13 protein-coding genes are annotated in these 14,102 nt (G+C 58.2%); 6 read left to right on the forward strand and 7 right to left on the reverse strand.

Going from position 1 to position 14,102, the window contains the following annotated elements; all coding sequences use genetic code 11:
* Positions 1 to 785: 785 nt before the first annotated feature.
* The 5 genes from IV01_RS08100 to IV01_RS08080 all read left to right on the forward strand — a co-directional run bounded on the left by IV01_RS08100 (position 786) and on the right by IV01_RS08080 (position 4,370).
* The gene (locus IV01_RS08100) at positions 786 to 1,682 is read left to right on the forward strand and encodes a DMT family transporter (RefSeq protein ID WP_032630029.1); all 897 of its coding nucleotides are present in this window, start codon (positions 786 to 788) and stop codon (positions 1,680 to 1,682) included.
* Positions 1,683 to 1,903: 221 nt separating this feature from the next.
* The gene (locus IV01_RS08095) at positions 1,904 to 2,668 is read left to right on the forward strand and encodes an FKBP-type peptidyl-prolyl cis-trans isomerase (protein WP_032630064.1); all 765 of its coding nucleotides are present in this window, start codon (positions 1,904 to 1,906) and stop codon (positions 2,666 to 2,668) included.
* Between the two features lie 395 nt (positions 2,669 to 3,063).
* A complete protein-coding gene (locus IV01_RS08090; RefSeq protein WP_032630030.1) occupies positions 3,064 to 3,516 on the forward strand; it encodes a YkvA family protein in 453 nt (150 codons plus the stop codon).
* 150 nt (positions 3,517 to 3,666) lie between these two features.
* On the forward strand, positions 3,667 to 4,014 hold the full coding sequence (locus IV01_RS08085) for a helix-turn-helix domain-containing protein (protein WP_032630031.1): 348 nt from the start codon (positions 3,667 to 3,669) through the stop codon (positions 4,012 to 4,014).
* Positions 4,011 to 4,370, forward strand: a complete 360-nt coding sequence (locus IV01_RS08080; protein WP_032630032.1) for a hypothetical protein — start codon at positions 4,011 to 4,013, stop codon at positions 4,368 to 4,370. The genes IV01_RS08085 and IV01_RS08080 overlap by 4 nt, the downstream gene beginning before the upstream one ends.
* A 134-nt stretch (positions 4,371 to 4,504) precedes the next feature.
* Here IV01_RS08080 and IV01_RS08075 read toward each other — a convergent pair whose 3' ends face one another.
* Together IV01_RS08075 and IV01_RS08070 are read right to left on the reverse strand one after the other, a co-directional pair.
* Positions 4,505 to 6,265, reverse strand: coding sequence for a bifunctional diguanylate cyclase/phosphodiesterase (locus IV01_RS08075; RefSeq protein WP_032630065.1), 1,761 nt, complete (start codon positions 6,263 to 6,265; stop codon positions 4,505 to 4,507).
* Positions 6,266 to 6,523: 258 nt separating this feature from the next.
* Positions 6,524 to 8,605: a carboxy terminal-processing peptidase gene (locus tag IV01_RS08070; protein ID WP_195758802.1), complete on the reverse strand. Its 2,082-nt coding sequence runs from the start codon at positions 8,603 to 8,605 to the stop codon at positions 6,524 to 6,526.
* A gap of 143 nt (positions 8,606 to 8,748) precedes the next feature.
* Between IV01_RS08070 and IV01_RS08065 the strand changes: the two genes are divergently transcribed.
* Positions 8,749 to 9,711, forward strand: coding sequence for an NAD(P)H-quinone oxidoreductase (locus tag IV01_RS08065; protein ID WP_032630034.1), 963 nt, complete (start codon positions 8,749 to 8,751; stop codon positions 9,709 to 9,711).
* Between the two features lie 109 nt (positions 9,712 to 9,820).
* On the opposite strand, the gene IV01_RS08060 is transcribed toward IV01_RS08065, so the two are convergent.
* The 5 genes from IV01_RS08060 to IV01_RS08040 all read right to left on the reverse strand — a co-directional run bounded on the left by IV01_RS08060 (position 9,821) and on the right by IV01_RS08040 (position 14,028).
* Positions 9,821 to 10,474, reverse strand: coding sequence for an HAD family hydrolase (locus tag IV01_RS08060; protein ID WP_032630035.1), 654 nt, complete (start codon positions 10,472 to 10,474; stop codon positions 9,821 to 9,823).
* 136 nt (positions 10,475 to 10,610) lie between these two features.
* On the reverse strand, positions 10,611 to 11,600 hold the full coding sequence (locus IV01_RS08055) for an ABC transporter ATP-binding protein (protein WP_032630036.1): 990 nt from the start codon (positions 11,598 to 11,600) through the stop codon (positions 10,611 to 10,613).
* A 1-nt stretch (position 11,601) separates the two neighbouring features.
* Complete coding sequence (locus IV01_RS08050; RefSeq protein ID WP_032630037.1) at positions 11,602 to 12,399, reverse strand: ABC transporter permease; 798 nt, start codon at positions 12,397 to 12,399, stop codon at positions 11,602 to 11,604.
* Positions 12,386 to 13,243 carry an ABC transporter permease gene (locus tag IV01_RS08045; protein WP_032630038.1) on the reverse strand — a complete coding sequence of 286 codons (858 nt, stop codon included), beginning with the start codon at positions 13,241 to 13,243 and terminating at the stop codon, positions 12,386 to 12,388. Before IV01_RS08045 ends, IV01_RS08050 begins: the two co-directional genes overlap by 14 nt.
* Positions 13,222 to 14,028, reverse strand: coding sequence for an alkaline phosphatase family protein (locus IV01_RS08040; RefSeq protein WP_032630039.1), 807 nt, complete (start codon positions 14,026 to 14,028; stop codon positions 13,222 to 13,224). The genes IV01_RS08045 and IV01_RS08040 overlap by 22 nt, the downstream gene beginning before the upstream one ends.
* Between the last annotated feature and the right edge of the window lie 74 nt (positions 14,029 to 14,102).

Consider the following 14,102-nt stretch of genomic DNA (forward strand, 5'->3'; position numbering starts at 1 on the left):
ATACCGGCCTGTCACGCCGGGGGTCGCGGGTTCGAGTCCCGTCCGCTGCGCCATATTCAGCTTCAAGGCCCTTGAACTCCTTGACGCAACAGAAAGCCCGCCTAGTGCGGGCTTTTTGTTGTCTGCGATTTTTGGCTTTTGCTCTACTTCGTGGAGTACCGGTGCCCGTTGGAGCGAGTGGGCGGCATTCCGACTTGCCCGCGAAGAACGATAATGCGGTCTTACTGATGAATCGAGGCGCATGATTCGCGGGCAAGCCTCGCTCCAACAGAGGCGTGCGGATGCCTTGAGAGCAGGCCGACTGTCAGACCGCCTCGCTTCTGCTTTTGACTGCTTTTGATTTTGATCTGCTTTTGATCTTGGCGCCCCGTCAAACCACGCTGGCCGGAAGCCGACATTGATTAGGCGGGTAAGCCGGCATGGATGCCGGTTTAGCCGCGCTGGGCCAGGGATGGCCCTTCGCGGCGGCCCGCCGAATGAATGTCGGATTACGGGCATGCCGAGCCTGAGCGAGGGACCGAGTGGTGGGGCACAGCCTTTTTGGTTACTTTTTTGGCGTCTGAAAAAAGTGACGCGCCGTAAGGGCGCAACCATAAGTAACCGTTACCGAGGTAATGGATATGTACGCAAAAAACCTGTGCAGCTACCTCTGCTCAGGGTCAGCTGTATCGGTTCACCCTAAACAAAATCCAACTGTACCGCTCATCCCTCCTATAGCTGTAGCCAAGACCCCACCCACCTGCGTGACAGAATGACTGCCTTAATAGCTCGACATGCAGACACTCATGACCCAGCGCGAAAACCAAGGCATGGCCCTCGGCCTGCTTGCCGTAATCATCTTCAGCTTGACCCTGCCCATGACCCGCATCGTGGTCCATGAAGTCAACCCGATCCTGGCCGCGCTGGCTCGCGCACTGTTTGCGGCAGTACCCGCGGCGGTCTTACTGCTGTGGCGCCGGGAAAAACTGCCAACCTTCAGCCAGTTCAAAGGACTGTGCATGGTTGTGCTCGGCGTGATCCTGGGTTTCCCCATGCTGTCGTCCTGGGCCATGCAAACCTTGCCTGCGTCCCACGGCGCGTTGGTCAATGGCCTACAGCCCATGGTGGTCGCGCTGTTCGCCGCGTGGCTTTCACACGAACGTCCATCGAAAGCGTTCTGGATGTGCGCTGCACTGGGCAGCGGCCTCGTGCTGGGTTACGCCGTGATTCAGGGAGCGGGTTCGATCAGCCTCGGTGACCTGTTGATGGTACTGGCCATCGTCATGGGCGGGCTGGGTTATGCCGAAGGAGGGCGCCTGGCTAGAGAAATGGGCGGCTGGCAGGTGATCTGCTGGGCATTGGTAATCGCCAGTCCGCTGCTGCTGGGGCCGGTCGTGTGGCTGGCCTGGCGGCACGAGGGTGTCATTTCCAGTCAGGCGTGGTGGTCTTTCAGTTATATCACCCTGTTTTCCCAGTTTATTGGATTCTTCGCCTGGTATGCCGGGCTGGCCATGGGCGGCATTGCCCGGGTCGGCCAGGTCCAGTTGCTGCAGATATTTTTCACCATGGCGTTTTCGGCACTGTTTTTTGGCGAGCATATCGACACCCTGACCTGGGTCTTCGCTGCGGCGGTGGTGTGTACGGTAATTCTGGGGCGTAAAACGGCCGTACAGCCTGCATTGGTGCAGGTGCCAGCCCGCTAAGTGTAAGCAAGAACTGTAAGAGTCCTGTTTCAGGCGCGTGGGAATTTTCGTCGCGAGCCTGAACCGGGACTGAACGACGGCGCATGGGGGCAATAAAACCTTTGGATACCTGAACTTATCTGCCTTTTCTGCCTCTCATGCCGGTAGCCATTGATCGCGGCAGCCTGATAAGCTCGCGGCTTTACTCGTTTGCCCTATTGGCGCATGAACAAGGAATCAGCATGAAACAGCATCGGTTGGCAGCGGCGATTGCCCTGGTCGGTCTGGTACTCGCAGGTTGTGATAAGCAAGCCAGCACTGTTGAGCTCAAAACCCCGGCCCAGAAAGCGTCGTACGGCATTGGCCTGAACATGGGCAAAAGCCTGGCTCAGGAAGGCATGGATGACCTGGACTCCAAAGCCGTAGCCCAAGGCATCGAAGATGCCGTCGGCAAGAAAGAACAGAAACTGAAAGACGAAGAACTGGTTGAAGCTTTCGCTGCACTGCAAAAGCGTGCCGAAGAGCGTATGGCCAAGATGAGCGAAGAATCTGCCGCAGCCGGCAAAAAATTCCTCGAAGAAAATGGCAAGAAGGCAGGTGTAGTTACTACCGCTTCCGGCTTGCAGTATGAAATCGTCAAGAAAGCCGACGGCCCACAGCCTAAGCCGACTGACGTGGTAACTGTTCACTACGAAGGCAAACTGACTGACGGCAAGGTGTTCGACAGCTCCGTTGAGCGTGGCAGCCCGATCGATCTGCCGGTTAGCGGCGTGATCCCTGGCTGGGTTGAAGGCCTGCAACTGATGCACGTTGGCGAGAAGATCAAGCTCTTCATCCCGAGCGATCTGGCCTACGGCGCACAGAGCCCTAGCCCGACGATCCCTGCCAACTCGGTACTGGTATTCGATCTGGAGCTGATCGCTATCAAAGACCCGGCAGCAGCAGGCGCACCTGGTGCGGCAGACGCTGAGGAAGAAGAAGAGTCAGCGGCGCCTGCTTCCAAGTAAGCAACGCTCTGGCTTGACCACAACGCCCCGTTTCGACGGGGCGTTGTCGTTTTCGGGCGAACCGATCTGAACGGTGGTAGTCCGATTACTTGAAAGTGTCCACAGGGGTGCCGAGAGTCGCCAGAGGTTTGTCCGACGATCCAACATGAATCAGGATATTGGCTTGTGGGTAACTTCTGAACAGGCTCAAGTCAACGATTTTTATGGTTTTTTTATGTGAGTAAAAAACGCCCGATTTGAGCTGAGGCCGCGTAGAACAAGGGTTTCGGCGCTAAAAAATGGCTCTGTTCACAAGGTTATCCACAAGTTGTGTGGATAACCTTTGCGACGAACCAATATCGATATTTGTAGGCCCGCTGTTTATCGGCACAGAACTTCGCTCAACGGGAGGGGATATGAAAGCACCGTGGAATCTTCTTAGATACTTGCCAATGGCGCGCCGCCTCATGGCCGCCGGGCGCTTGCCGGGATTGCTGTTTGCTGTCGCTCGCAAAGGTTCGGCTGAAGGCAGTCGATTGGGCAGAATCAAGGACGACCTGCGCTTGTTACAGGCCCTTTGCCTGGCGTATTGGCGCGGCGAGTATCGGGCAATCAGCCCCAAAGCGATTCTGTCCATCGTCGCAGGCTTGATGTATTTCCTCAGCCCGCTGGATGCGGTCCCTGACTGGATTCCCGGTATCGGCATGCTCGACGATATCGCCGTGCTCGCCTGGGTCATGAAAAGCCTTGATGCCGAGCTTGAAGCCTTTCGCCAGTGGCGGGCGGGTCAGTCACCGGAAAAACTGATTGTGGTGGAGCGTCTTCCAGCTACTCAGCAGTTGCTTGAGCGGGAGAAAGCCAAGGATTGAGGATGCGCCGTCGTGCTGGCAGTTGATCCGCGACATCCATTAGCGACCTAAGAGCATAGACAGCAGGCAAGTAGCCCCTGACCGCTGTTAAGATGCCAGCATATGGAATAAACCTACTCGTAATGTGTAGTTGTCCTACATGGGGGTTGTATGGATCTGCAGGTTATTTCACGGGATGGCGAGCCAGAGTATGCCGTTCTGCCGTGGGCTCAGTATCAGGCGCTGCTGCGTGCAGCGGGTTTGTCTCACAAGCCGGGTGGCGAACCCTCTGATCAGAAGGCCGAGTCAAGCAGCGAGGCTGACGAGCTACCCGGTCTGGACCAACTGGCAACGTTAAGAGAGGCCAAGGGCCTTGAGAGGGCTCAACTGGCGCGCACCGTCGGAATAAGCCCTTCTTATCTGGAATTGATCGAAACCGGCGTGCGTCAGCCAGATGCTGCCATTCGCCGCAGTCTGGCATGGGAACTTGGCGTACCCGGCTGGCGGGGTGAGGCATGAGCGTGCGCATCAGTCGTCAGCACTGGGAGGGGTTGTTGACTGAGCTGGACCAGGCACGCCGCCAGCGCCATCTTTTGACCTATCGTGCCTTGCTGGAGCGCTTGCAGTTGCCCAGCCCAGCCATGCAGACGCTGACTGCCGCGCTGGAGCATCTGGCCGCGCTGGACGCAAAGGCAGAGCAGCCCTTGCGCAGCTCCTTGGTGATCAGCCAGGGCGCCAGTCGTTTGCCGCGTACCGGCTTCTTTGAGTGTGTGGAGCGTCTGGGGCGGTTCTCAGGCCCCTCCGATGGCGTCGCCGCCGCCTCTTGGCATGCCTCGGAAGTGGTGCGGGTGTTTGAGTTCAGTTATCCCGAGTAGAGCGTGTCTGGCGCTGATCCTGTGGGAGCGGTGCTTGCCCGCGATAAGGGCACCGCAATTCTGAATTGAACCGCGTCCAGCCTTATCGCGGGCAAGCACCGCTCCCACAGCGGGTCCAGGTGCGGCAGATATTTCTACCCCAACTCCCGCGTATCAATCACATGCATGCTCGCGCCAATAACTTCTTTGGCATAGTGCTTGGCCTGGGAGGCGAGCTCGGCCAGTTGGCTGGCGTCGAGCCGGGTGCAGGACTCGGGATGCAGATGAATGACGCCGATGGACAGTGACAGCAGCGGGAAATCCTGGCGCTGGCCTTGGCGGTTCAGGGCGATGAAGCAACCGGCGTGCAGGTGTTCGGCGCGGTAGAAGCGTCGGCATTGGTTCTGGAAATCCTCCAGCAGCACATTTAGCCGCCGCTCCCAGTCTTCGGAACCCAGCACCATCAGAAAATCATCACCGCCGATGTGCCCGACGAAATCCCGGCTCGGGTCGATGCGATCATTCAGGCACTGCGCCAGACACAACAACACTTCATCCCCACGGCCGTAACCGTAGATGTCATTGAACGGTTTGAAGCTGTCGATATCCACGTAGCAGATCATCGACTCCCGGCCTTGTTGCAGCAGGCGCGTCAGGCATTGCTGAATCGGTACGTTACCCGGCAGCAAGGTCAGTGGGTTGGCATGTCGGGCTTGCTGGATCTTCAACTCAGTGATCAGTTTGAGCACGTCTATTACCCGACCCAGCCCCAGATAGGCACCATGGAGGGTGATGATGAAATCCTCCTCGATGCGCTGCCGGGCGCGGCTGGTCAACAGCCGGCTGACCTGTTGCAGGGACTGGCTCAGTTCCACGGCAAGAAAATCATCGCTCATTAACCGGCTGATGGGTTTGCGGGCGAACAGCTCGGTGCCGAAGGGCTTGAGCAGCACTTCGGACAGGGAGTGTCGATGCACGATGCCGCAGGGTCGACCCTGTTCATCCAGAACCGCCATGGAGTTGAGGTTGGCCTGCTTGCGGAAAGCTTCGAGTACCGAGGCCGTGGGCGTGTCACGAGGCACGGCCGGTTGCTCGTTGAGCAACGCGCTGAGGTCGCTGCCTTCGTCAGCCATGGCCGGGCTGGCCAGGGCGTCGAGCTTGGGCAGCAAGGCGCGAGCGTCACGGGGAGGCTGTTCTTGCGGGCGGCATAGCAGGTAACCCTGGACCAGTTCGATACCCATCTCGTTGAGCACCGCGAGTTCTTCCGGCAATTCGATGCCTTCAGCGATCACTTGTGCTCTTGAAGCCTTGGCCATTTGCAGCATGGAGCCGACGAACTCGCGCTTCACTGCGTCCTGATGGATGCCATCGATGAAGTGTCGGTCGATCTTCACGTACTCGGGGCGCAACTCCGACCACAGACGCAAACTCGAATACCCGGCACCCAGATCGTCCATGGCGATTGAAAAGCCCATGTCGCGATAGTGGTGAAGGGCGGTGTACAGCAGCTGGAAATCTTCGGTCGGGGTCTGTTCGGTCAGTTCGATCACCACGGCGCTGGGCGCGATGCCATAGCGTTGCAGCAGTTCCAAGGTCCGACCCGGTGGGTGCGACGCTTCCAGCAGAGACTCGGGGGAAATATTCAGGAACAGCTTGCCTTCCAGCTTCTGTTCGCTGAACCGGCGACAAGCGCTTTCGCGGCAGGCTATTTCCAGTTCGCTGAGCCGTCCTGCATGACGCGCAACGGCGAAAAGACTCACAGGAGAGTGCAACACGCTGTTGGAAGGGCCACGGGTCAGCGCTTCGTAACCCAGAATGCGTCGTTCGGGCAAAGAGACGATGGGTTGAAACAGACTGTGCAAATCACTGTGAGCCAGAATCGAACTCAGTGCGCTCAGCTGTTCAGTCGTGGGCATGGCAATCTCGAGGCAAGAAAAAGGGGCCAGGCAATGATACGCCTGACCCCACATTTCACGACAGATTCATGACTGTTTGATGACGGTTGCTATCAAATAGCCATTTCTACCAAGGACAGTCTGTGATGATGCGAACGCTCGCTGACCTGTGGGAGCGAATTCATTGGCGAAAGCGTTTTACCAGACACAGATGTTTCGCCTGATATACCGCTTCGCGAATGAATTCGCTCCCACATTTAAATCCCCGGCGTTATAGATCTACTTCTTTGCCACTGTCGCATTGAGACCCAGATAGTCGATCAAAATCCGACCGGTTTCCGACAGGTAGGCGTCGTCTTCCGGCTTGGTCTTATCGTCATCCATCGGCAACGCATCTTCGTCTTCTTTCTTCAGCTCTTTGAGCGGCTCTTCACCTTTGGCCTTGCGGCGGGTGTTTTCCAGAACCAATTGCTGGCCTTCAATCGAAGCGTGTTCTGCACGACGATCCGCTTCGTTGAGGCTGACGGTTTTTTCCGCCATCAGCTTCTTGGCCAAGGCCAGACGCTGTTCGACAAAGACGAACTCGGCATCTTTCGCTGAACGAGCTTCGTGACGTGATTGCAGTTGCGCCAGGAAAGGCTTGAACGGGTCGACAGCCGGTTTGATCGCCGGTTTGATGCTGTCCCACGGCATAGCCTCAGGCAGCGCGCTCTCGCCGATTTCCTTGGTGTCGATGATCGACGGATAGCTGATATCCGGTACCACGCCCTGGTGCTGGGTGCTCTGCCCGGACACCCGGTAGAACTTGGCCAGCGTCAGTTTCAGTTCGCCATGGTTCAGCGGCTGGATGGTCTGTACGGTGCCTTTACCGAAGGTCTGGCCGCCGATGATCAACGCGCGGTGATAATCCTGCATGGCGCCGGCGAAAATTTCCGAAGCCGAGGCAGATAGACGGTTGACCAGCAACGCCATCGGGCCTTTGTAGAACGCCCCGGTGTTTTCGTCTTCCAGTACATCAACCTTACCGTCGGCATTACGCACCAGTACGGTCGGACCTTTATCGATGAACAGGCTGGTCAGCTCGGTGGCTTCCTGCAAAGAACCGCCGCCGTTGTTACGCAAATCCAGTACCACGCCATCGACCTTCTCGGCCTGCAGTTCGGTCAGCAGTTTCTTCACGTCGCGAGTGGTGCTCTTGTACTGCGGATCGCCGGCACGGTAAGCCTTGAAGTCCAGATAGAACGCCGGAATGTCGATCACGCCGAGCTTGTAGTCGCGGCCATCCTGTTTCAGATGCAGGATAGATTTCTTCGCAGCCTGCTCTTCAAGCTTCACCGCTTCGCGAGTGATAGCGACGATTTTGGTGGTCTGATCGTTAGGCGCGTTGCTGGCTGGAATCACTTCCAGGCGCACCACCGAGCCTTTCGGACCGCGAATCAGTTTGACGACTTCATCCAGACGCCAGCCGATCACGTCGACCATCTCTTTATCGCCCTGGGCAACGCCGACGATCTTGTCAGCCGGTGCAACCTGTTTGGTCTTGGCCGCAGGACCCGCCGGCACCAGCCGCACGATCTTCACGTTGTCGTTGTCGCTCTGCAACACGGCCCCGATGCCTTCCAGCGACAGGCTCATGTTGATGTCGAAGTTTTCCGCGCTGTCAGGTGACAGGTAGTTGGTGTGCGGATCGTAGGACATGGCAAACGTGTTGATGTACGCCTGGAAGATGTCTTCGGCACGGGTCTGGTTCAGACGCGCCAATTGATTCTTGTAGCGCTTGGTCAGGGTTTCCTGAATCTTGGCCGGGTCTTTGCCGGCTATTTTCAGACGCAGTACTTCATCTTTAACGCGCTTGCGCCACAAGTCGTCCAGTTCGGCTTCATTCTTCGGCCAGGCGGCGTCCTTGCGATCCACCAGCAGGCTTTCCTTGCCGGTGAAATCAATCTTGTCGACGCCTTTGTTCAACTCTGCCAAAGCAAAATCCAGACGCGACTTTATGCGGTCCAGATAGCGCTTGTAGATGGTGAAGCCAGGGTTCAGGTCGCCGCTTTTCAGGAAATCGTCAAACTGAGTGCGCCACTTGTCGAACTCGGTAATGTCGCTGGCCAGAAAGTAGCTGCGCGCCGGGTCAAGAAGTTTGAGATAGCTTTCGTAGATGATGATCGAACGCTTGTCGTCCAGCGGCGGCTTGCTGTAATGATGCCGCTTGAGCAGTTCGACCACATTCAGGCTGGCGATCACTTCGTCGCGGTCTGGCTGGAGGTTATCCCAGCTGTTGGCAGCGAAAGAGCTGGCGGACATCGGCAGAATGCTGAGACCCACGACCAGCGCCAGAGCGGTGCTGGGAAAGAAATGCTTCATGCTGATTCGACGCGGGGACAATTGATAACGCATATTAGGCCGTCTTTGGAAGTCGCCGGTCCCGTCGGATCCGGTCGCATAATGCAAGAAAGCCCGTGCTGTTTCAGCATTCGGGCCCAGTCCAGACTCACTATGGAGGCACTGTGAAGGCATTGCAAGGCGTTGAAGGTCAAGTGGAATGGGTCGAGGAGCCGAGTCCGGCACTCGATGTGGGGCAAGTTCGCATCAAAGTTGCGGCCGCAGGTCTGAATCGCGCCGATTTGTTGCAACAAGCAGGGCTTTATCCGCCCCCACCGGGAGCCAGTGAAATCCTCGGCATGGAATGTTCGGGTGTGATCGCCGAGGTCGGGCCGGGCTCGTCCTGGCAAGTGGGCGACAGGGTTTGTGCCCTGCTGGCGGGCGGGGCGATGGCCGAAGAGGCGGTAGTCGACGGGCGACATGTGTTGCCAGTCCCCGAGGGGCTGACCTTGGCCGAGGCCGCGGCGCTGCCGGAAGTCTATGCCACCGCCTGGCTGAATCTGTTTCAGCTGGCCAGGCTTGAGCCCGGCGAAAAGGTTTTGCTGCACGCCGGAGCAAGTGGAGTTGGTTCAGCTGGCATTCAGCTTTGCAAGGCGTTCGGCAACCCAGTATGGGTCAGCGTCGGCTCGGCGGATCGTCTTCAGTACTGCATCGAGCTGGGTGCCCAAGGTGGTGTGGTACGCAATGAAAGCCTGGAGAGCCTGAAGGATTTCGCGCCGTTTGACGTGATACTCGACCCCGTGGGCGCCAACTATGCCGAACTGAACGTCAAGCTGCTGGGTGTCGACGGCCGCTGGGTGTTAATCGGCCTGATGGGGGGCCGCGAGGCAAAACTGGACATGGCGCAGATCCTCGGCAAACGCATTCATTTGCTGGGCTCAACCCTGCGCAGCCGTGACGACACCTTCAAGGCTGACCTGATGCATGACCTGGGGCAGCACGTCTGGCCGCTGTTCACCGAAGGCCGCCTCAAACCCCAACTGGCCCGCAGCTACCCGATCAAGGACGCCGCAGCGGCTTATGCCGAACTGGCGGGCAACAAGGTCAATGGCAAGCTGGTGCTGGTGATTGATGAGAGTCTGGTGTGACTTGACTCTGTTGGAGCGAGGCTTGCCCGCGAAGAACGATAACGAGGTGTGCCTGTTTCACCGCGTTGACTGATTCGCGGGCAAGCCTCGCTCCAACAGGTGCGCAATTCTACTTCCAGCTATGAACCGGCCAGCCCGCCTTCCGGGCATGCTCCAGCAAGATCGGATCCGGGTTGACGGCGTGGGGATAATCAACCTTCAGCAGTAGCGGCAGGTCATTGCGTGAATCCGAATAGAAACTCGCACCTTCCAGGTTCTCGCCTTCGGCGTCCAGCCACTCCATCAGCCGGGTGATCTTGCCTTCGCGATAGGTCAGGGTGCCGACGGTCTGGCCGTTGTAAACGCCGTGAGCCACATCCAGGTCGATGGCCAGCACTTCATCCACACCGATGCGCTCGGCAATCGGTTTCACCAGGTGAATGCCCGAGGCGGAAATCACCAGGATTCTGTCGCCCGCTGCGCGGTGTTCGGCGATGCACTTGGTGGCGTCGCTGAAAATGATTGGTTCGATGAAATCTTCTACCCAAGGGCCGACCAGGTGATCGACTTCTTCCGGGGTACGGCCCAGCATCGGCTCCAGACTGAAGGCCATGTAGTCCTCCATCGCCAGCTTGCCCTCGCTGTAGGCCTGCATCAGTTCGTGGTCACGTTTGACGAATGACTCGGGATCAACCCAGCCAAGCCTGCCCATCTGCTCGCTCCAGAGACTGGCGCAGTCGCCGGCGATCAGGGTTTCGTCCAGGTCAAAAATTGCTAAAGCCATTGAAAATCTGTCCTCTGAATGGGTGCAGGTTATGCCGTAGGAGCGCGCTTACCCGCGATTGCGGAGGGTCATTGAAAAATGTGTATCTGACACACCGCAATCGCGGGCAAGCGCGCTCCTACCTCGATCTGCGCTACTAGACCACTTCACACAACGCCGAATCATCAATCCTCAACGACACCCGCCGTCCATGGGCCAGCAAATCGTCCGCCGAGCGGTTGAGTACGTCCACCACCAGTTCTACGCCACGGGCTTCAACCCGGTAGCGGATCACGTTGCCCAGCAGGCTGTGGCTGCGAATCTCGCCTTCCAGGGAACCGGTCAGGCTCAATTGGATGGCTTCCGGACGAATCGCGATGCGGCTGGTGATCGGCCGTTGCATCAGGCGGCTGGCGTCATCGGCTTCCAGCAGGTTGTAGTTGCCAATGAAGCCGGCAGCGAAGGCATCGATGGGCGCAGTGTAAAGGGTTTCGGCGTCGCCGCTCTGCACGATACGACCCTGATTCATCAGGAAGATGCGATCGGACATGGTCAGCGCCTCTTCCTGATCGTGGGTGACGAAGATCGTGGTCAGGCCCAGCTCGCGTTGAATCGCCCGGATCTGCTCACGCAAGTGCTTGCGGATTCGCGCGTCCAGCGCCGACAGAGGTTCGTCCAGCAACAACAGGCGCGGACGGGTCACCAATGAGCGTGCCAGGGCTACTCGCTGGCATTGGCCGCCGGACATCTGGTGCGGATAGCGGCTGGCGAAGTCAGTCAGCTCCACCAGCTTCAGCACTTCGGCCACCCGTTTGTGGGTGTCATCGGCATTGACCTTCTGCATGCGCAGGCCGAAGGCGACGTTCTGTTCCACGGTCATGTTGGGGAACAGCGCGTAGCTTTGGAACACCATGCCGATGTTGCGCTTCTGCGGAGTCACCGGCACCAAATCCACGCCATCGAGCAGAATGTGCCCGCTGTTGACCGAAGTCAGACCGGCAATGCAGCGCAGCAGGGTCGATTTGCCACAGCCGGACGGGCCGAGCAGGGTGACGAACTCACCCCGTTCGATGGTGCAGTTGATGTCACTGAACACTGCCGTGCTGCCGTAGTTTTTTTGCAGATTTTCAACACTGACAAAACTCATATCAGTCTTTGTCCTTATTCAGGCGATTGGCGGCCAGGGTCAGCAGCAACACGAAGAGGAAGTAAGAGATCACCAGCGCACTGTTGAAGTGGCCACTGCTGTTACGCATGTTGTTCAGGTACACCTGCAAGGTTTCATAGCGGGTGCCGACCAGCAGGTTGGCGAATACGAACTCGCCGAACAGGAAGGAAAACGACAGCAGCAACGCGACCATCAGCCCTTTGCGCAAGTTGGGCAGCACCACCAGAAATGCCGCCTGCCAAGTGCTGGCGCCGAGCAGTTGGGCGGCGTCCATGAGGTCGGTCAGGTTGATGGCTTGCAGGTTGTTGCTGATCGCCCGGTACATGAACGGCAGTGCCACGGTGAAGTAGCAACCGATCAGGATCCATGGTGTACCCACCATCGCGAACGGCCCGGAACCATACAGCTGCAACAGGCCCACGGACGACGCCACCGGCGGCACGGCGAAGGGCAGCAGGATGAGGATGTTCATCAGCCCGTCGAGCCGCGGGAAGTGGTAATGCACCACAAACAGCAGCGGCAGAATCAGCACCACCGACAGAATCAGCGCGCCGACACAGACCAGCAGCGATTGACCAAAGGCAGCGAGAAAGCGCGGGTCGCTCCACAGCGCGATGTACCACTTGAAGGTCAGGCCGCTGGGCAGAATGCTGGCTGACCAACTGGTGGCCAGCGAATAGAGCATCGTCCCGGCCAACGGCAGCAGCAGAATGAAGAACAATAGATAGACGATAGTCCGGTGATAAAACCGGGCAGGGCCTCTTTCAACGCGAGACATGGTAGCTCCTCTTCAGCAACCACTGATGAACGACAGTCACCAGCGTCATCAAGCCAACCAGAATGATCGCCAGTGCGCTGGCCATGTTCGGATCCAGGCTGATATCGCCAGCAACCATGGCTGCAATACGGATAGGCAGCACGTTGAAGTTGCCGGTGGTCAGGGCATACACCGTGGCATAGGCGCCCAAGGCGTTGGCCAGCAGAATCACGAAGGTACCGAGCAGGGCGGGGGTCAGCACCGGCAAGCCGATGTGCCGCCAGAACTGGAAGCTGCTCGCCCCGAGCAGTGACGCCGATTCGCGCCAGTCTTCACGCAAGGCGTCGAAGGCCGGATAAAGCAGCAGCACGCCCAACGGGATCTGGAAGTAGGTGTAGAGGATGATCAGCCCGGTTTTCGAATACAGGTTGAAGTCTTCGATGATCCCGGCCTGTTTGAGCATCAGGGTCACGGCGCCGTTGAAGCCCAGCAGGATGATGAAGGCGAACGCCAGCGGCACTCCGGAAAAGTTGCTGGTCATGTTGGCGAAGGAATTGACGAAATCCCGCAGTCGCGAATCCACGTTGCGCAGGGAATAACTGCCCAGCACGGCGATGATGATGCCGAACAGACTCGACCAGAAACTGATCTCCAGGCTGAACTGCATTGCCTGGCGATAGAACCGCGAGCTGAACGCGTTAATGAAGTTTTCGATGCCCCAACCCGCTTCCGAATGCAGGCTGTTGATCGCCACCCAGCCCAGCGGGGCAATCTGGAACACGAAGAAAAACAGCGCAAAGGGTAGCAGGCACAGCAGGCTCAGCCATTTGCCTCGATTGTTGGTCACTTGAGAATCTCCCGACATACCGGTTTGTCGTGGGGCACGCCGAGCAGTTCGCAGACAATGCCGCACAGCTCGGTTTGCTTGGGCGCGGCGTTAAGGTCCAGGCTGAATGCATCGCCGAGTACAAACAGCGGCACTTCTCGCTCCTCGGGCAGCAGGCCATTGTGCGAGCGGTCATTGTTCATGCCGTGGTCGGCGGTCACCAGCACCTGATAACCGGCGTCGAGCCAGCCTTGCAGGTAATCGGCGAGGATGATGTCGGCGCTGCGCGCGCTATTGCGGTATTGCGGGCTGTCGAGGCCGTGCTTGTGTCCGGCATCGTCAATGTTCATGGGGTGGATCAACAGCAGGTTGGGAGCGTGTTTGACCCGCAGGCTTTCTGCATCGGCAAACAGGTGTGAATCAGGGTAATGGTCGGCGTAATAAAAGTGCCCGTGCTGAATCGGCAGCTCTAGGTCATCTGTGTGGCGATCACGAGCGGCCTCGAACGGTGTGCGGTTGTACAGCTCGCTGACCCAGTGATAGGCCGCCGCAGCGGTGGTCAGTCCGGCATCGGTGGCGTAGTGGAACATGCTGCGTTGGCTGGACAGGCGTGAGACCTGGTTATGCACAATGCCGCTTTCGATGGGCGGCACCCCGGTCAGAATGCATTCGTACAACGGCCGGGAAAGGGCCGGTAGTTCGCACTGCAATTTGTAGAGCGCGGCACGGCCTGCCTCGCTATAAGCCTGAAGGTGGCCCATGGCATGCCGGGCGACTTCGAAGTTGAGGCCGTCGAGCACCACGAGAATGACGTTGTGTTTCATGAGCCAGTCGCTCCGACGGGATTCGATACGGGGAGGGCGATAAAAATGGCCTCATCCTTGAGGCCGGTAGCGCG

This window comes from Pseudomonas syringae, from assembly GCF_000737245.1.
GTDB classification, from domain to species: domain Bacteria; phylum Pseudomonadota; class Gammaproteobacteria; order Pseudomonadales; family Pseudomonadaceae; genus Aquipseudomonas; species Aquipseudomonas syringae_J.